This window comes from Jatrophihabitans sp. GAS493 (assembly GCF_900230215.1).
Classification (GTDB): Bacteria; Actinomycetota; Actinomycetes; order Mycobacteriales; family Jatrophihabitantaceae; genus MT45.
In genome coordinates this window covers 1,287,477-1,305,771 of the sequence record NZ_LT907982.1, presented here as the reverse complement: position 1 = coordinate 1,305,771, position 18,295 = coordinate 1,287,477, and the positions used below count along the sequence as shown (strand labels likewise).

Annotated in this window: 16 protein-coding genes; 3 read left to right on the top strand and 13 right to left on the bottom strand. The window is 67.7% G+C overall.

All coding sequences use genetic code 11. The features are described 5' to 3' along the window. The 9 genes from CPH63_RS05945 to CPH63_RS05905 all read right to left on the bottom strand — a co-directional run bounded on the left by CPH63_RS05945 (window position 1) and on the right by CPH63_RS05905 (window position 10,789). The gene (locus tag CPH63_RS05945) at window positions 1-1,776 is read right to left on the bottom strand and encodes a hypothetical protein (RefSeq protein WP_197704596.1); all 1,776 of its coding nucleotides are present in this window, start codon (window positions 1,774-1,776) and stop codon (window positions 1-3) included. A gap of 56 nt (window positions 1,777-1,832) precedes the next feature. Continuing rightward, the gene (nagA, locus tag CPH63_RS05940) at window positions 1,833-2,972 is read right to left on the bottom strand and encodes an N-acetylglucosamine-6-phosphate deacetylase (protein WP_096301997.1); all 1,140 of its coding nucleotides are present in this window, start codon (window positions 2,970-2,972) and stop codon (window positions 1,833-1,835) included. After that, the gene (locus CPH63_RS05935; RefSeq protein ID WP_096301996.1) at window positions 2,969-3,874 is read right to left on the bottom strand and encodes an ROK family protein; all 906 of its coding nucleotides are present in this window, start codon (window positions 3,872-3,874) and stop codon (window positions 2,969-2,971) included. Before CPH63_RS05935 ends, nagA begins: the two co-directional genes overlap by 4 nt. 4 nt (window positions 3,875-3,878) lie before the next feature. After that, window positions 3,879-4,793 carry a carbohydrate ABC transporter permease gene (locus tag CPH63_RS05930; protein ID WP_096301995.1) on the bottom strand — a complete coding sequence of 305 codons (915 nt, stop codon included), beginning with the start codon at window positions 4,791-4,793 and terminating at the stop codon, window positions 3,879-3,881. Next, the gene (locus tag CPH63_RS05925; protein WP_197704595.1) at window positions 4,790-5,782 is read right to left on the bottom strand and encodes a carbohydrate ABC transporter permease; all 993 of its coding nucleotides are present in this window, start codon (window positions 5,780-5,782) and stop codon (window positions 4,790-4,792) included. Before CPH63_RS05925 ends, CPH63_RS05930 begins: the two co-directional genes overlap by 4 nt. Before the next feature lie 84 nt (window positions 5,783-5,866). Then, a complete protein-coding gene (locus CPH63_RS05920; RefSeq protein WP_197704594.1) occupies window positions 5,867-7,165 on the bottom strand; it encodes an extracellular solute-binding protein in 1,299 nt (432 codons plus the stop codon). A 176-nt stretch (window positions 7,166-7,341) separates the two neighbouring features. Beyond that, on the bottom strand, window positions 7,342-8,193 hold the full coding sequence (locus CPH63_RS05915) for an N-acetylmuramic acid 6-phosphate etherase (protein WP_157749318.1): 852 nt from the start codon (window positions 8,191-8,193) through the stop codon (window positions 7,342-7,344). After that, entirely contained in the window at window positions 8,187-9,179 is a 993-nt protein-coding gene (locus CPH63_RS05910) for an SIS domain-containing protein (RefSeq protein WP_371364875.1), read from the bottom strand. Before CPH63_RS05910 ends, CPH63_RS05915 begins: the two co-directional genes overlap by 7 nt. A 107-nt stretch (window positions 9,180-9,286) precedes the next feature. Then, a complete protein-coding gene (locus CPH63_RS05905) occupies window positions 9,287-10,789 on the bottom strand; it encodes a glycoside hydrolase family 3 protein (RefSeq protein WP_157749317.1) in 1,503 nt (500 codons plus the stop codon). 142 nt (window positions 10,790-10,931) lie between these two features. Between CPH63_RS05905 and CPH63_RS05900 the strand changes: the two genes are divergently transcribed. Then, on the top strand, window positions 10,932-11,654 hold the full coding sequence (locus CPH63_RS05900; protein WP_096304975.1) for a GntR family transcriptional regulator: 723 nt from the start codon (window positions 10,932-10,934) through the stop codon (window positions 11,652-11,654). Between the two features lie 104 nt (window positions 11,655-11,758). Here the strand turns inward: CPH63_RS05900 and CPH63_RS05895 are convergent, their stop codons facing one another. From CPH63_RS05895 to pruA, 4 genes are all read right to left on the bottom strand, one after another. Beyond that, entirely contained in the window at window positions 11,759-12,064 is a 306-nt protein-coding gene (locus CPH63_RS05895; RefSeq protein WP_157749316.1) for a hypothetical protein, read from the bottom strand. Beyond that, window positions 12,061-12,387, bottom strand: a complete 327-nt coding sequence (locus tag CPH63_RS05890; RefSeq protein ID WP_157749315.1) for a hypothetical protein — start codon at window positions 12,385-12,387, stop codon at window positions 12,061-12,063. Before CPH63_RS05890 ends, CPH63_RS05895 begins: the two co-directional genes overlap by 4 nt. Before the next feature lie 132 nt (window positions 12,388-12,519). Next, window positions 12,520-13,449, bottom strand: coding sequence for a proline dehydrogenase family protein (locus CPH63_RS05885; RefSeq protein ID WP_197704692.1), 930 nt, complete (start codon window positions 13,447-13,449; stop codon window positions 12,520-12,522). A 16-nt stretch (window positions 13,450-13,465) separates the two neighbouring features. Next, entirely contained in the window at window positions 13,466-15,115 is a 1,650-nt protein-coding gene (pruA, locus tag CPH63_RS05880) for an L-glutamate gamma-semialdehyde dehydrogenase (RefSeq protein ID WP_096301986.1), read from the bottom strand. Window positions 15,116-15,214: 99 nt separating this feature from the next. Between pruA and CPH63_RS05875 the strand changes: the two genes are divergently transcribed. Further along, window positions 15,215-16,789: a PucR family transcriptional regulator gene (locus CPH63_RS05875; protein WP_096301985.1), complete on the top strand. Its 1,575-nt coding sequence runs from the start codon at window positions 15,215-15,217 to the stop codon at window positions 16,787-16,789. An 8-nt stretch (window positions 16,790-16,797) separates the two neighbouring features. Beyond that, complete coding sequence (locus CPH63_RS05870; protein WP_096301984.1) at window positions 16,798-18,270, top strand: glycosyltransferase family 39 protein; 1,473 nt, start codon at window positions 16,798-16,800, stop codon at window positions 18,268-18,270. Window positions 18,271-18,295: the final 25 nt, after the last annotated feature.

Sequence of the window (18,295 nt, the reverse complement as noted above, 5' to 3'; positions counted from 1 at the left end):
CTACTTGGCTGCGAATCCGGCCAGCGTGGTGGAGACGATCTCCGGCTTGCCGTCGTTCTGCACCGGCGAGGCGGTGAGCAGGTCGATGTGGTTGTAGCCGGGTGCGGTGACCGTGCCCGCCGGCGCGACCGCCGGGGCGATCAACCCGTCGCCGCCCCGAATGGTGAGCACGGGATCGGCGGTGAGCCCCTCAGGGTGGCTGGCCTTGCTCGACAGTTGCGGGGCCGCGGCCTCGGCAATGTCGGTCAGGATCTTGGTCGGGAAGTAATCCTCAGTGAAATCAAGGGGTTGCTCGCCCATGCTGCGCGCCAGCTCGTGGATGTCGGTGACCTCCTTCGCCGCACTGGTGAACGGCTTGCCGTTGCGGTCCAGAGCCACCGGGTCATTCGGGCCGCCGACCTGGTCGTAGTTCAGCCAGCCGTAGAGGGGGCCATTCGGCTGGGTCGGAATCGCCTTGGTGTCGTGACCGAAGGTGCTGGCCAGGCTGGCCAGCATCGGATCGTTGAGCTGATCGCCCGACAGTGGGAAGTCCTTGTCGGCGACCGGGCCGCCGGTGAAGAAGCCCACGCTTGACTGCAGGAAGCCCAGGGGCTCGGAGTTGTCATCCATCAGGCCGCCCAGCACCGCGTCGTTGGTGATGTTGAAGGTACGGATTGACGGCGAACCAGCAATGAAAGACTGGAGATTCCGTGAGAAGAGAATCTGCAACGTCGAGTCCAGATTGAAGTTGTCCGGGGCGTCGGTGGTGAGCGTCGACTTGCCGTTCGGATCGAGGGCTGACGCCAGCCCGGCCACGCTCAGCAGGTTCGTCGTCTCCGGGTTGATCAGCGTGGGCAGCGAGACCGACCGCGGGATGATCCCGAGATTCAGCCCGGCCTCCGTCGCCGCATAGCCAAGGGCATTCCCCACCGAGCTGATGCCACCGGTGTTCACATCCCCGGAGTCGGGCATACCGGTGAGGCTGGCCATCGAGGTGGAGATGACCGTGTCCAGCGCGAAGAATCCGCCACATTGGTTGTAGCCGGCGTCGGACTTGGTCCAGGGGAGGCCGTCGAAGTCCCACTCGGCGAAGAACCCGGTGACGATGCCGCCGAGGGAGTGGCCGCCGCAGAGGAACTTCTGCTTACGCTGGGACTGGCTGGGGAAGGCCGCGGTCATGACGTCGTACTGGTCGCGCACCGTCTGCTCCATGCCGACGTGGCCGAGCCAGGCGATCTGGTCGCTGCTCTGGAATCCGGCGAACGTCTTACCGTTCACCGACGTGTGGTGGTAGTAGTAGTCGATCGCGGTCTTGGGATCCCGCGCGGCTAGGCCGGCCTGGATTCCGGTGTGATCCTCCAGGCAGTTCGAGCGGCGGTCCAGAGCCCAGAACTCGATGTGCTTGCCCAGCTTCGCCGCCGCCGCCACGGTGTTGCGGGCGACGCTGTCGAAGGCCCCCGCCCCTTCGAAGATTCCCGGCTGGGCGATGAGGATCTTGTCGGCTTTGCTGTAGTCGCTCGGGCCGGCGGCGTCGCGGTAACGCAGATAGGAGATCCAGTCGCAGGCGGCCGGGCGGGCGCCGTCGGCGGCCGGCAGCGGATCCTTCAGGCTCACCACCGATTCGACCACCGATGTGATCGGCGAACTCGTCGTCACGATCGATTCGGTGCGGTTGGCCCCGGCGGCACCTGAGGCGGCGTCGGCGCCCAGCAGGGCCGTGGCGGCCACCGCACTCGTGGCCAGTACCGCTCCGGCCAGCAGCGCGGTCGCGAATCGCTTACTCCCTGAACGGCTCATGCCAGGAGGTTACTCACGAGTTACTTATGGAATCAAGCCTTTTGAAAATCTGAATTTTAGGATATCCAGCGACCTCCGACCATCACCCGCTGCACCCGCAGGTCATCGTCCAGTTGCACCAGGTCGGCGTTCAGCCCAGGCGCTATGGCGCCACAGGTCTGCTCGAGTCCGAGGACCCGGGCCGGCGTTCCGGAGGCCGCCAGCGACGCCGCCTCGATCGACATGCCCACCTCCAGCACCGCGCGCCGGACCGCCTCGTCCATGGTGTGTGTGCTGCCGGCCAGGCTGTGGCCGTTACTCAGCCGCGCCTGCCCGTCGCGGACCCGGACCGCCTGATCGCCCAGTGAATACTCGCCGTCGCCGACCCCGGTCGCGCTGATCGCATCGGTGATGAAGGCCAGCCGATCCGGCGCGGTCCGCTCGACCAGACGGGTCAGAGACTCATGGACGTGTACCCCGTCGTTGATCATCTCGACGAAGACGCCGGCGTCGAGCGCGGCGATCGCCGGCCCCGGGGCGCGCTGGTTGAAAGAACCCATCGCATTGAACAGATGCGTGGCCAGACTGGCCCCAGCGGCGAAGGCGGCGGCGGTCTGCTCATAGCTGGCGTCGGTGTGTCCGACGGCCGCCACGACCCCGGCGGCCACCATGTCCCGGATCAGCTCCAGGGCGCCCGGAAGCTCGGGGGCGATGGTGACGGTCCGCACCACTCCCTGACCGGCCTCCAGAAGTTTGTGCAGCACCAGCGGGTCCGGCGCCAGCAGGTTCTCCGGCCGCTGCGCTCCGCAGCGAGCGGCGCTGAGGAAAGGCCCCTCCAAGTGGGCCCCGGCCACGACGCCCGCCGCGGCCAGGTCACTGACCCAGGCGAGTTGGTCGCACATGGCATCGATCTGCTGGGCCATCAAGGAGACGAGCGTGCGGGTGGTGCCGTGACCGCGGTGGAACGCCACCGCCGCCGCCATGTCCGAGGCCGAGCGGGTGACGTCATACCCCCCGCCACCGTGCATGTGCAGGTCGATGAAGCCCGGCAGCAGCCAGCTTCCGGTGAGGTCCATTTCATCGCGGAGGTGATCTGCAGCCGCCGGGGAGTTCTCCGCCGCCGCGACCGAGACGATGCGGTCGTCGACGATCTCGATCCGCCCGTCGTCGATCACGCCGCCCGGGGTAACCACCCGGGCCCCGGTCAGGATGCTCATCGCTGCTCCACCAAAGGCCGATCGACCATCCGCCAGGTGAGCTCCGCGGCGCCGCGGCGGCCGGACTCGACGCCGAGCGCGGCCAGCCGAATCGGCGGCGCCGATCGCCAGCGGAGTCGACGATCGAGGGCGGCGGTCAGCGGGTCCAGCAGCAGGTCTCGAGCCCCGGCTAGCCCACCGCCTATCACGATGCAGGCCGGGTCGAAGATCTGCACGTCGGTGGCCAGCGCCGTCGCCAATGCGTTGACCGCCTCCGCCCAGACCTGTGCTGCGATCAGATCGCTGTTCAGCCGCTGGGCAATCTCAGCCGACCCCAGCCCGACGACTCCCCCGGCCGCCACATAGCGCCGGGCGATACCGGTGGCCGAGGCATAGACCTCCAGGCAGCCGTGCTGTCCACAGCCACAGCGCTCGCCGCCGTCGACCACGCAGATATGCCCCAGTTCGCCGGCTCGACCGGTGGCCCCGCGCCACACCTCTCCGTCCACGACGTGCCCGGCGGCGACGCCGGTCCCGAGTGACACGAAGAGCAGATCCTCATTGCTGTAAAGGCTCTCCGCCAAGGTCGCCGCGGCAACATCGTGATCGAGGTTCACCGGTAGGTCGAGCTCAGAGCTCAGCTCGGCCCGTAGGGCCAGATCCTGCCAACCGAGGTTCGCCGCCCGTCGGGCGACACCGGCCTCGACGTCCACGACACCCGGCACGACGACGCCCAGCGCCTGCGTCCGATCGGTGCGCAGTAGCCGGGCCACCTCGACGATGGTCGCGACGATCGCTTCGCTACCGGCGGGGGTCGCGGCCTGCTGCTCGGCCTGCATCGATCCCGAACGGTCATAGCGCCCGCCCTTGATACCCGTGCCGCCGACGTCGATGGCGACGACGTTCTCAGTTGGAGTGCTCACTCGATCAGCCCTTGACCGCGCCGGAGGTGAGCCCGGAGGAGATGCGGCTCTGAAAGATCACGAAGAGGATGACCACCGGCAGCGCCGTCAGCGTCGCCGCCGCCATCAGGCCGCCGTAGTCGGCGCCGTGCACCGGAGTCGATTGGAAGATGAGCAGGTAGATCATCGATGTCTGCTTGTCATTGTCCAGCAGCAGGGTGTTGGCCAGCACGAACTCGTTCCAGGCCAGGATCCAGCAGTAGACGCCGGTGGCGATGAGACCGGGCCAGACCAGCGGCAGGATCACCTTGTAGAAGGTCTGCCAGCGGCTGCAGCCATCGACCAGGGCCGCCTCGTCGATCTCCTTCGGGATGTTGGCGATGAAGGTCCGCAGCGTCCAGATCGTGTACGGCATGGTGAACATCAGGTAGGCGATGATGACGCCGGTAAGGCTGTTCTTCAGTTGGAAGCGATCCAGCAGCAGCGACATTGGAATGGTGAGGGCCAGCAACGGAATCATCTGCACGATCAGGACCGCGAAGACGAAGACCTTCCTTCCGGCAAAGCGGAATCTCGCGATCGCCAACGCCCCGAAGAAGCCGAGGATGATGCTGATCACCACGGCGGCCAGCGTGATCACCGCGGTGTTGGCGAGATCCTCCCGGAAGATCGGGTCACCGAGCACCTCGCGGAAACCACGCAGTGTCGGGTGGGATGGCCAGAACTGCGGGACCAATCGGTTGATGTCACTGCTCGTCTTGACCGACGTGATGAGCATCCAGTAGATGGGGAATCCGAGGACGACGGCGATCACCATCGCCAGCAGGTTCCAGCCGCCCGTGGCGTACTGGCGCCGGCGGAAGCGTGGCCGGCGCGATGCCGGTGCGCCGGTGTCGGAGGTGGCCGCATCCGCCGACAGCCGCTCGACGGTGACCGTCATTCCGCGTCTCCGATCCGGAAGAGTTGCCGTATGTAGAAGACCATCACGAAGAGCAGGCAGATCATCATCAACACCCCGGTCGTGGCGCCGAGGTTGTAGTGACTGCTGCCGATTCCGTTGGAGTACATGTAGATGCCGATGGTCTGGTAGCCGGGCTCGGGGTGGCCGTTGCGCATGAACCAAATCTGGTTGAAGACGCCGAAGTCCCAGATCACCGACAGCGTGGTGAGGATGACGATGAGCGGCTTCAGGAAGGGAAACGTGACGCTGCGGAAGGTCTGCCAGGCACTGGCCCCGTCGCAGTAGGCGGCCTCCTGAATCTCCTTGGGAATCTGGGTGATTCCGGCGTGCAGCGAGATCGCCAGCAGCGGTATGGCGCCCCAGATTACGACGGCGCTGATGACCGCCAGGCCCTGATGCGGGTCGGCGAACCAGTCATGGCCGTGCATGTGAACACCGGGGATCTGGTCGAGCAGATAGTTGACGGCTCCGTACTGATTGCTGAACAGCCAGTAGAAGACCTGAGTCGACACCGTGGAGGGGACGGCCCAGACGAAGAGCAGCACCACGATCAGGATGACGCGAGCCCATTTGGATACGCGGTTGAGCAGCACGGCCAGGCTCATCCCGATCATCAGGCTGAGGGCGACATTGAACGCGGTGAAGACGAAGGTGCGTCCGAGCACCGCCCAGAAGGTGGCATCACCGAGGACGTGGGTGAAGTTCTGCAGGCCGACGAACTTGGTGCCACCGCCGCCATGGAAGAGCGCGTACTTGCTCGAATCCTGCTTCTGCAGCGAGAGGGTGACGATCTTCAGCAGTGGCCAGGCGACCACCACGACCAGCACGGCGACGGCCGGCACGATCAGCAGGTAGGGCAGTCGTCCCGCCCGCATCCCCTTGGCCCGCGGGGTGCTCCGCCGCCGGTCCCGAACCTGACGCCGCCCCCGAGGAGAGGGCTGCTCCACCGTTGGCTTCAGTTCAGTCATGGTGGGTCTCCTCCTCGGGGGCTGCGGTCGGGCCGGGGTTTGCGGTCGGGGTTGGGCTGCGGGTGTGCGCGGTGTGCTGCTAACTCAGCTGGTTGCGTTCAGTGTCGTCGCAATCTGAGTATCGGCCGACTTGGCCGCGTCGGCCGGCGTAGCGTGCCCGGTCGCGATCGACTCCAGCATGTTCTGCAGCACGTTTCCGCTCTCAACATTCGCCCAGTTCGGCGTGTTGGGAACGAACCAGGTGTTCTTCGCGGCTTCACCGGTGGACTGGTTGGCCTGCCCCTGGCCCTCGTAGACGCTGAGCAGCGAGGTGGTGTTCGGGATCGCGTACTTCGCCAGCGCGGTCTGGCTGGTGTTGTCGGTGAAGTACTTGACCCACTCCGCGCCGAGGCCGGCGTTCGGTGCCTTGGCCGGGACGGCGAGGTCCGATCCGCCGAGGAAGGACGGCGTGTAGTTGCCGGCCGCGGTGCCGGGCATCGGGAAGGTCGAGAGGTCGGCGGCCAGCTTCGGGTTGCCGGTCTTCGGGTCGGTGACCGAACCCAGTTCCCAGCCATTGCCGACGATGGCGCTGACGTGACCCTGGGCCATGATCGCGTCCTGGTCCGACTCGTCCTTGGTCGCCCCGCCGACGGAGTACTTGGTGGCCAGCGTCTGCCACTCGGCGAGACCGGTCTGTGCCTTGTCGCTCTCCAGCTGGCCGCTCCACTTACCGCCGGACTGGTCGGCGATGGTGCCACCGGCGCCGTAGACGAACGACATCGCCGCGTACCAGTACTTGCCCGGCATGTAGAAGGCCGAGAAGTTCGGGTCGGCGGCGTTGGCCGCCTTCACCTTGTCGAGATCGGCGTTGAGCTCGCTGATCGTCGTCGGCACCGCCGTGATGCCGGCCTTCGTCCAGAGGTCCTTGCGGTAGATCACGACGCGACTACCGGCGTAGTACGGGATCGCGCTGAGCTTGCCGTCCGATGACGTTCCGGACTCGGCCAGACCCTGCAGCCAGGTGGCCGAGTTCTCGAAGTCACCCTTGCTGGCGGTGAGGTCGGTGAAGGCCCCAGCCGCGATGTAGGAGGAGGTCTGCGTGTTGCCCAGCTCGACGACGTCCGGGACGCCGCTGCTGCCGGCGAAGGTGGAGTCGAGCTTGGTGGTGTAGTTGGACCACTGCTGCCACTGCACGTTCACCTTGGCCCCGGTGGCGGCCTCGAATCGCTGGGTGGCCTGGGTGACGACCTCGGGCCAGCCCTTCTGCGCGTCACTCTGCAGCCAGACGTTGATCGTCTTGCCCTTGCCATCGGTGCTGAGCGTGCCCGCGTCGGACTTGGTGTCCGACGACTTGCTGGAGCTGCAGGCAGTGGCCGCAATGGCCACCGTCGCCGCGGTCGTCAATAGGACGATTCTCCCCGCTAGTTTGCGCTTCAACCTTGCCTCCACTTGGATTCGGATGTTCCTGTTTCACACCAATCAACCGATTGGTGTAGACGATTGAAAGTATTGGGCTAGACCAATTTTCCTGTCAAGAGCAAAGTGATACCCGATCGAGGACCGTTACCAGTTCGAGATCGCTAGGGAGCGAGCAACTCCCGCAGCGAGGGGTGCGCCTGCGATCGCGCGACGGCCTGCTCTGGTGCCAGACCGGTGACCAGTACCAATACTGCCGCCCGCGCGCTACCTGAGCAGTCGGAAAGAGCCTGCTGTGCCTCCTCCAACGAGGATCCGGCTATCTCGGCGACGATCGCGGCCGAGCGCAGCTTCAGTTTCGCGTTGGCCGCCACCACGTCGATCATGAGATCACCGTGCACCCGCCCGAAGCGGACCATCGCCGCCGTCGTGAGCGCGTTCAGGGCGACCTTCTGAGCCGTACCGGCGGTCAGCCGGGTGGAGCCGCGCAGCACCTCCTCACCGACCACCGCTTCGATCGCGACACCGCCATTCACTTCAGCCAACCGGGCCAGCGGTGAACCGGCCACGGTGACGACGGCGATCACCTCCGCCTCGGCCGCCACCCCCGCCTGCGCCACCTCGAGGGTGTAGGGGGTGGCACCGCTGGCCGCCACGGCGATGACGGTGTCCCGTCCGGAGAGAGCCAACTCGGCCAGATCGCGACTGACCAGCTCGAGGTCATCCTCGTCGTCATCGGTGCTCGCGGCACCTCCGGCCACCCGGGCCAGCACCCGGCTTCGTTCCAGCCCGAAGGTTCCGGGGAGTTCGGCCGCCTCGGCGACGGCGATCCGCCCGGACGTTCCGGCCCCGACGAAGATCAACCGGCCGCCGGCATTGAGCCGATCCGCGATGCGCGCCGCCCCGGCCGTTAGGCCCGGGATGGCGGCGCGGACGGCCGGTACCACCCGCGTTTCGGCCTGCAGCAGCAACTCGATGACCTCCTCGGTGGGGAGCAGGTCCAGCTCGTTCACCACGTCTGGGTCACCTTCGCCAGACCCCGGGGACGGTCCGGGTTCTCGCCGCGGTCCAGCGCCAGCCGCCAGGCCAGTCGCTGCAGCGGCAGGATCTCCAGAATCGGCAGCAGTTCCTCGGCCAGCCCGGCGGAGGCGATGGGCAGCCCGGCGCTACTTCCGACCTGCAAGACGTCACTGCCGGATTGGTTGAGACGTTCGATCACCGGGGCCATCGCCGCGCCACCCCGTCCGGGCGAGACCACGGCGATAACCGGCACGCCCGAGTCCAGCATGGCCAGCGGGCCGTGCAGTAGATCGGCGCCGGAGAAGGCCTGCGCGCTCAGGTAGCTCGTCTCCATCAGCTTCAGGGCGGCCTCCCGGGCCGTCGGATACGAGTAGCCCCGGGCGGTGGTGACCAGCCGGTCGGCGTAACGGTAACGCGCCGCCGCCTCCAGCGGTGCTGGGTCGGCCAGTGTCTCCTCGGCCGCGTCGGCCAGTCCAGCCGCCTCGGCCGCGGCCTTCGGGCCGCCGAGGAGGAGGAAGAGGGCCAGCAGTTCAGCGCTATAGGTCTTGGTGGCCGCCACCGCCAGCTCCGCGCCGGCCCGCACATCGATATGACGCAACGCGGCGGCGGCCAGCGGCGAGGACGGGTTGTTGGTCACCGCGACGGTCATCGCCCCACACTCGCGGGCGGCGGCGACCGAGTCGACGAGGTCGGGCGAGCCGCCGGACTGGCTCACCGCCACATACAGCACATCGCTGAGGTCGGGACGGGCGCCGTAGACGGTGGTCGAGGACGGAGAGGCCAGGCCAGCCGGCCGGCCGAGGCGGATCTCGGTGAGGTACTTGGCGTAGAGCGCTGCGTGGTCACTGGTGCCGCGGGCGGCGAAGAGGACGAATCGAGGTGCGACCCGACCGATCTCGGCCGCTACCTCGGCGATCTCGGCGACTCCGTCGGTCAGGATTCGGCGCAGCACGGCCGGCTGTTCGGCCACCTCAGCCGCCATCAGCGACCCGGCGGGCTGCTGCGGCGTGGCGGGCTGCTGCGGCGTGGCGGTCTGCTGCGGCGTGGCGGGCTGCTGCGGCGTGGCGGTGGGCGAGAGCGAGCTGTTGGTCATACTGACGTCTCCTGAATCTGTGTCGTGCTGGCATACGGTGCCGCCAGCGCGGCGGCGGCCGCGGCCATGAGCCCGGGGGCGACCCCTCGCGTCCTGATCACCGGCGTACTCACCGCGAGTTGCTCGGGCCAGCCGGCGTCGACGATGACGGCGGCCGGGTGGCGCTGAGTGGCTTCGATGAGCGGCCGTTGCCACTCGGCTCGGGCCGGGTCGCGCACCAGCACGACCAGGCCGCGGCCCTGAGATCGGCTCAGGATCGCGGGCACATCAGGCGCACTCGAAACCCGCAGCACCTCGCTACCGGGGAGCAGTTCGGCCAGCGGCTCGGCCAGTGACCACGGGAGCGCACCGGAGGCCATGCCGGCCGGAGTCGCACATTCGACCACCAGCGGACGCTCCAGCACCGGAAGCTCACCCATGATCTCAATGCTCCTCTCCGATGCCGATGCCGCGGCCGGCGCCAGCAGCGCCCGCTCGGCCAGGGTCAGAACCGCCGGCGCACCCCTCCGGCGGCTGCCGGTGAGGCGTTGGGTGCGTTCGGCGGCGTCGCGCAGGCGCTGCTCGCTCAACCGCCCCTCCGTGACGGCCCGCTGCACCGCGGCCGGGATCTCGGACAGCAGCTCCGGGTAGTCCAGGGCTCCGGTCTCGATCGAATCCGCCCCGGCGATGAGCGCCTGGACGAAGCCCTCGACCATCCCGATGGTCTGCGAGATCGCCTTCATCTCGAGCGCATCGGTGAAGATGGTCCCGGCGAAGCCGAGTTCCCCGCGCAGCAGCCCGGTCGTGATCGCCGGGCTCACCGTCGCCACCAACCCGTCCAGTGCGGGGACGACCAGATGCCCGGTCATGATCGACATAGCGCCGGCCGCGATCGCCGCGCGGAACGGCTCCAGCTCGACGGCCTCGATCTGGGCCCGGCTGCGGTCGAGGACGGCAACACCGTGATGGGAGTCGGCCCGGGTCGCACCGTGGCCCGGGAAATGCTTCACACAGGCCGCTACTCCGGCGCCCTGCAGCCCACGAACGGCGGCGGCGACGTGCCGGGCCGCCACCTGCGGATCGCAACTGAAGGAGCGCAGCCCGATCACCGGATTCAGCGGGTCGGTGTTCACATCGGCCACCGGCGCCAGGTTCATGTCAATGCCCGCCTCGACCAACCGCCAACCGATCTCGGCGTAGACCGCCTCGGTCATCGCCGGGTCATCGAGCTGACCGAGTGCCGCCGCCCCCGGGGAGGCGCTGCCCCGCTGGGTATCCAGCCGGGTGACCTCACCGCCCTCCTCGTCGAGGCTGATGAGAATCTCATGACCGGCCGCGGCCCGCATGGAGTCGGTGAGCCGGCGAACCTCCCGGCCGTCGCCCAGATTGGAGCCGAAGAGGACGACTCCCCCCAGGCCATCGGCCAATGCGGCGAGCAACCATTCCGGTGGCGTCGGGCCGACAAAACCGAGCATGAGACTCGACAGCGCGAGGCGGCGAAGCTGCGGGTCAATCGACAAAACTTCACTCCGAAGGAGAAATGGACTAGACAACTTTGATAGTGTCTCGTCTGGAATCCGGTTGTCAACATCTCCCGGACCACGACTCATGAGAAACTACGATCCGCGGCCGACGAAGGGTAAGGGAGGGAGAGTGGTTCTGATGAGCAGTGAGAGCGATCCACGTGAGCCCAAGTATTACTTGGTCAAGCGTCACCTCCTCGAACTGATCGACACTCTCCCGCCGGGTAGCCTGGTTCCCACCGAGCGCCTGCTCACCGCTGAACTCGGCACCTCTCGCACCACCGTCCGGCAGGCACTGGGGGAACTGGTGGGCGAGGGACGGCTGGTGCGCCGTCAGGGGTCGGGGACCTACGTCGCCGAGCCAAAGATCACCTGGCCGCTGCGGATGACGAGTTTCACCGATCAGGCCGCGGCCACCGGCCACTCCGCCGCCACCCAACTGCTGGAATCGGTGCGCGAGAAGGCGAGCGAGGACATCGCCGGCAAGCTCTCGATCAGGGCCGGCGCGGCCACCTACTGCATCGAGCGACTGCGCCTGGTGGATGACACCCCAATGGCGGTCGAGACCTCCTACCTCTCCGCGGCCCGCTTCCCCGGCCTCATCAAGCAACTGCGCAAGACCGCCTCTCTCTACCGCGTCCTCTCCGAGGTCTACGGTTGCCAGCCGGTCGAAGCCGAGGAGACGATCGAGACGGCGGCCGCGTCCCCACGCGAGGCCGAACTGCTACACACCGACACCGGTGCTCCGATGCTGGTCCTCGGGCGGCACAGCTTCGACGCCGATGGGAAACCCATCGAGTGGGTCCGCAGCTGGTACCGCGGCGATCGCTACGTGTTCGTGGCCAAGCTCTCCGGGCGATAGGCCGCCCTCAGCCCTCCGCGGGCAGACGCTGACAGACGCTGCCGGCCGGCCAGAACCGACCGACCGACAGCGCCGTCGTGCTCACGCGTCAGCGCATCGGGCGATCAGCAGAAATGACCGTCACGGACATAGCCGTTGCGGTTGAGCTGGCCGTAGGCGAAGACGTACAGCATGTCGTTACCGGCGTGCGAGTGCACCAGAACGTGATCGCCCTTGTGGAGGGTGCCCTGGGCTGGTCCCGTCTGGGATGCAGTCGTGCGCAGGTAGAGCGTGTCGCTGCAGACCTGCTGCTTCGTGCCGTCGCCGACCGCTGAGGCCGTCGCCGCACCGAAGAGCAGGCTCGTCCCCAGGGCCACCGAAGTCAGCGAAGCGACGACCAACGCGCGCCCTCCGGCGCGGGTGCCCATCATGAGTGCGCCATGCAGTTGTACTCCATGACGCCCCAGACGCCACCGGCCACGTTATAGGCGAAGACCTCAGCCCAGAAGCCGTTGAAGACCGGGTTCTTCCCCTCGGTGAAACCGACGTGCCAGCCCTTCAACACAGTGCCGAGGACCTGGCTGCTGTGTTTTCCGGTGGCGCTGTTCCAGTTCGAGTAGATGGTGGCCGAATTGCAGATGACCAGGTGCGGCGGATCGGCCGTCGCACTGGCCGACGGCGCGGCGACGGTCAACGCCACCGCAGCCGACGCCAGCCCCAGAGCAGCGCAGGAGGCCCTGCGTAGCTGTGTCATTCCCGACATATATCCCCATTTCCCGTGCAGATTGGAGTGTTATTGCACTCTCATACAACACACTAGGTGCACACCTGCGCGCAAGGGGTAGTTGCGGAGAAAACTAATAGTCGCCGAACCGGGGGCTGACGATCAGCTGCGGGAGGTCAGCGATCTCAGGAAGAAGGCCAGATTCGCCGGCCGCTCGGCCAGCCGACGCATGAAATAGCCGTACCACTCATCGCCGTAGGGGACGTAGACCCGCATCCGGTTGCCGCCGGCCGCGATGGCCAACTGCTCCTCGGGGCGGATCCCGTAGAGCATCTGAAATTCGTAGCTGTCGGGAGTGCGCTGGTGGGTCAGCGCCAGCCGACGGGCGACGGCGATCATGGCCGGGTCATGCGAGGCGATCATGGGATAACCCTTGCCACCGAGCAGCACATTCAAGCAGCGCCGGTAGGAGTCCTCGACCGCGTCGCCCCGGTAGGCAACCGACTCGGGCTCGGCGTAGGCGCCCTTGCAGAGACGGATCCGCGATCCGGTGACAGCCAGGTCCTGGCAGTCACCGAGGGTCCGCTTCAGGTAAGCCTGCAGCACCGCGCCGACCCAGGGAAAGTCGGCCCGCAGCTCCTGCACGATGCTCAGCGTGGAGTCAGTGGTGGTGTGATCCTCCATGTCGAGGGTCACCGTGGTGCCGGCGGCTGCGGCCGCCTCGCAGATCTGCCGAGCGCCGTCCAGCGCGATCTTCTCGCCGTCGCCAGCGGGCAGCGACTGGCCGATTGCACTTAGTTTTACTGACACTTCGGCTCGATCCGCGAAACCGGAGTCGGCCAGCGCGGCCAGCATCGAGCGATAGGCGGCCACGGTTGTCGCCGCCTGATCCGCGGTGGTGGTGTCCTCGCCCAGATAGTCGAGCGTGACCAGCAGCCCGTCGCTCAGCAGCTTGGCGACGGCCGCACTGGCTTCGAGCTGACTCTGGCCGGCGACGAAGCGCTGCACCACCGGGCGGGCCACCCGCGAGCGCTCGGCCCGGGTGCGCAGCATCGGCGACCGGGCCGCCTTGAGGAGCAGTTCCCGCTGAATAGCCATGTTTCTAGCTCTATTCGGCGGCGTCGGGGAGCTGGTGCGGGTGCGTGATCTCGGTTGGCGTCACGAACGTCTCCTTGATCGTGCGCGGCGAGACCCAACGCTGCAGGTTCAGGATTGACCCGGCCTTGTCGTTGGTCCCTGACCCGCGACCGCCGCCGAAGGGCTGCTGCCCGACGACGGCACCGGTGGGCTTGTCGTTGATGTAGAAGTTGCCCGCGGTGAAGCGCAGCCGCTCGGACGCCTCGAGAATTGCTGCTCGATCGCGGGCGATCACCGCACCGGTGAGGCCGTACTGCGAGGCGCCGTCGACCGTATCGAGGATCGCCGCGAAGGCATCGGGGGCCGAGTCGTCATAGACGTGGATCGCCAGGATGGGTCCGAAGAACTCGTCACGGAAGATCTCATGCGACGGGTCGGAGCAGAGCAGCAGCGTCGGACGGACGAAGAACCCCTCGCTGTCATCGGCACTTCCGCCGGCCAGGATCTCAATGGCCGGATCGTTCTTGGCCCGGTCCAGCACACCCGCGAGGCGATCGAAGGCCCGCCGGTCGATCACCGCACCCATGAAGTTCGAGAGGTCACGCACGTCGCCGACGGTCAGCGACTCGACCGTCTCGACCAGCCGCGACTGCAGCCCGTCCCAGAGCGAGTCCGGCAGGTAGGCCCGCGATGCGGCCGAGCACTTCTGCCCCTGGTATTCGAAGGCACCCCGGACGAGCGAGGCGAGTAGCACCTTCGGGTCCGCCGACGAGTGGGCCAGCACGAAATCCTTGCCGCCGGTCTCCCCGACCAGACGGGGATAGGTGCGGTAAGTCGAGAGGTTCTCACCCACCTGCTGCCAGAGGTGCTTGAAGGTGGCGGTGGAGCCGGTGAAGTGAATCGCCGCCAGGTCGGGGTGGGCCAGTGCGACCTCGGAGACGGCGCGCCCGTCCCCGGTGAGCAGGTTGATCACACCAGCCGGCAGACCGGCCTCCTCCAGCAGTCGCATGGTGAGGCAGGCGGAGGCGAGCTGGGTCTCCGAGGGCTTCCAGATCACCACGTTGCCCATCAAGGCCGGGGCGGTCGGCAGGTTGGCGGCGATCGCGGTGAAGTTGAAGGGCGTGATGGCGTAGACGAAGCCCTCCAGCGGGCGGTGGTCCAGGCGGTTGAAGATGCCCGGCGCCGACTCCGGCTGCTGGGTCTGCAGCTGCGCACCGAAGGCGACGTTGAAGCGCCAGAAGTCGATGAGTTCGCAGGCCGAATCGATCTCGGCCTGGATCGCCGTCTTCGACTGCCCGAGCATCGTGGCCGCGTTCAGGGTCGAGCGCCACGGACCGGCCAGCAGGTCGGCCGCCCGTAGGAAGATCGCAGCCCGCTCGGCATAGGGCATCGCCCGCCAGGCCGGCGCGGCGGCGAGTGCGGCCTGGATCGCATCAGTGGTGTCCTGGGCGGTGGCTTCGGCGTACTCACCGAGGACGGCCCGGTGGCTGTGTGGCTGCACCACCTTGCCTCGCGCTCCACCACCCATCCGGCTTCGGCCGCCGATCGTGCAGGCGAACTCCGCCGGCGCGGCGGCCAGTTCGACCAGCTTCTGAGTGAGTTCGGCCCGCTCGGAGGAGCCTGGCGCATAGGTGCGCACCGGCTCGTTCTGGGGGATGGGGAACTTCGTGATGGCGTCCACGGGAATAGCTCCTACCGCTTGACTGGTCGGGGGAACAGATACCTCGATCCTATTCTCCTCGCGTCCCCGTACGATGCTTGTTTCCGATAGTCTGAGCAGATGGTTTCCTCGGATACGAGCATCTCGCTGGACGAGGTCTTCGTCCGGTTGAGCCCGGGATTGGTGAGCGTGGTGGTCGAGCCCGGTAGCTCGCGGCTCAGTTCGGTGGCGATCGTGGCCGCTGAGGATCCACCCCCACCCGGCGGCGAGCGACTGGCCGAGGCGGCCGTGCTCGGCGTCGGTGCACATGACCATGCCGGTGCCGAGTTGGTCCTGGCAGCGGCCGAGCGGGGAGCGTCATTGGTGGTGCTGCGCGCCGGTGGACGCCTCGGCCTGCGACCCGCCGCCTCCGCCGCGGCCGAGGCCGGCATTGCGCTCTGGCAACTCGCCGCCGATCGCAGCTGGAGTGCCCTACACGCCGAATTGAGCACCCTCATCAGCCCCCCGAGCCGGCTGCGGGGCGACGACGAACTGGCTGGACTGGCCCAGACTCTGGCCACCCTCACCGGCGGCCTGGTGACCATCGAGGACATGCAGGCCCGAGTACTGGCCTACTCCGTATCCGGTGAGGAGGTCGACGAACTCCGCCGCCTCTCCATTCTTGGCCGCAGCGGGCCGGCCGCCTATCTGGCGCTGCTACGCGAGCTCGGCGTGTATGACCGTCTGGGCGTGCCGGATCAGGTCGTGGAGGTGGCCGAGGACCCGACCTCCGGAATTCGGCGCCGGCTGGCCATCGGCGTCTTCGCCGGAGCCGAGCAGTTGGGGACCATCTGGGTGCAGCAGGGCTCAACCGACTTCGGCGGCTACGCGGCGACGGCGTTGATCGGAGCGGCCCGGGTGGCGGCGGCGGATCTCACCCTGGCGCCACCGGCCCGCGCCGACGCCTCGCCGGTGGCGGATGTGGAGAGCCGTTTCGCCGCCGTCCTCGCCGGACGATCACCCTCCTTTCTCGGATGGTCAACACGGCTGGCGGCGCTGGACTGCGTCGTCGCCGGGTTCGCCCTGGACGACGACGCGGTCGACGCCGCGCAGGGCGCCCGCTGGACGGGCGCGGTCGGGAAGTTGCTGCGCGTGCATGCCGCTGCGCTGCGAAGCCGGGCCGTGGTCGCGCCGGCCGACGGGCGGCTCTACCTGCTGCTCCCCGACGTCACTGCGACCGACGAAGTCGCCGACGGGCTGCGCAGTGCGCTGCTCGACGCCCAACGGTTAGAAGGCGGTTCGCTGCGCGCGGCGCTTGGGCCGGTCGTCGCCGGGGTTGCCCAGGTGCCCCACTCGCGGCGCGGCGCCGATCTGGCCCTGGACTCGGCGACGAACGTCGCCGGCGCGCTCACTCGCTTCGATCAGGTCCGCTCCCGACTCCTCATCGAACGCGTCGCCTCGGCCGCTCAGGCGGCCGAGGAACTCTCCGACACGCAGTTGGCCACACTGACCCGCGACCAGCCACTCCTCGCTCAGACCCTGCTCTGTTTCCTCGACCTGGGCTCGGATGTGGTGGCCTGTGCGACGGAACTGGGGATTCACCCGACCACGGCCCGCTATCGACTGCGGAAGGCCGGCGAGCAACTGCGGTTGAACCTCGGCGATCCCGACGAGCGTCTGGCTGCGCACCTGCAGCTGCGCAGCGCGGTGTTCTAACCTCAGGCATGGCGCCTGCGCTGCCCGCTGTGGCCCGTGCCCCGGTCTTCGGGGCGATGGGCACACTCGCGGTGGTGCTGACGGCCGTGAGCAACGGCTACGGCTACCACCGCGACGAGCTCTACTTCCGGATGCTGCACCCCGGGTGGGGGTATCTGGACGAGCCACCGTTCACCCCGTTAGTGGCCCGCGTCTTCTCCCAGCTCAGCGATCAGGTGTGGGCCCTGCGGATCCCGGCAACGGCGGCCACCGTGCTGTCGGTGTACGTGCTCGTGCTGGTCACCCGCGAGCTGGGTGGTGGCCGGATCGCCCAGAGCATCTGCGCCTGGGGTTACTCGTTCGCGGCCATTCCACTGATCATGGGCCACGCCCTGCTCACCTCGACGGTGGATCTGCCGGTCTGGCCGGCCGTGCTGCTCTTCGTCATTCGCGCCCTACTCCGCGCACAGCCGAACTGGTGGCTGGCCGCGGGGGCGGTGGTCGGCGTGAGCATGTACAACAAATTGCTGGTAGCCGTGCTGATCTTGGCTCTCGTCGCGGCACTCCTGCTGGTCGGTCCACGGCGGCTGCTCTGGTCACGACCGGTACTGGCCGCCGCCGGACTGGGCCTGCTGATCGGTCTGCCCAACCTCGTCTACCAAGCCACCCATGACTGGCCGCAGCTGAGTATGGGACGGGCCCTGGCCGCCGACAACTCCGGCGACGTGCACGTGCTGGTGGTGCCGTTCCTGTTCATCATGCTCGGACCGCCGCTGGTGCCGATCTGGATCGCCGGCCTGGCGAGCCTGTTCCGGCGCGCGGAGTGGAGACCGCTTCGATTCATCGCGGTCGCGCTACCGGTACTGGTCGCCCTCGTCTTCGCGATGGGGTCGCAGTTCTACTACACGTTCGGGCTGCTGGCGGTGATCTTCGCCGTCGGCTGCGTACCCACCGAACGGTGGGCACACGGGGTACGGTTGCGCGGCACACTGGTCTCGGCGGCGATCCTCGTGAACAGCATCGTCAGCGTTCTGCTGGGTCTGCCGGTTATCGCCCTCTCGACGCTGGGTTCGACACCGGTGCCGGGAATCAATCAGGTGGCCCGGGACTCGGTGGGCTGGCCGACCTACGTCGCGGAGATCGCGGCCGTCGATGCGGCGCTCCCGCCGGCCGACGCCGCCCACACGATCATCGTCGCCAGCAACTACGGGGAGGCCGGAGCGGTAGCGCGATACGGCGCCCGTTCCTCACTACCGAAGGTCTACAGCGCGCACAATCAGCTGTATTTCCAGGCTATTCCACCGGCGTCGGCGCGTGTGGTGATCTTCGTCGGCGGCGAGGCGGCGAAGGCGAAGCGGCTCTTTCGGTCGTGCGTCATCGCGTCCCGTCTGGACGACCGAGTGAACGTCGATAACGAGGAGCAGGGTGAACCGATCGCCGTCTGCCGCGATCCGATCGGCGGTTGGGGCGCGGTCTGGCCCTCGCTCAAGCACGAAAGCTGAGGCGCTCAACTACCGTGGGCCCCGG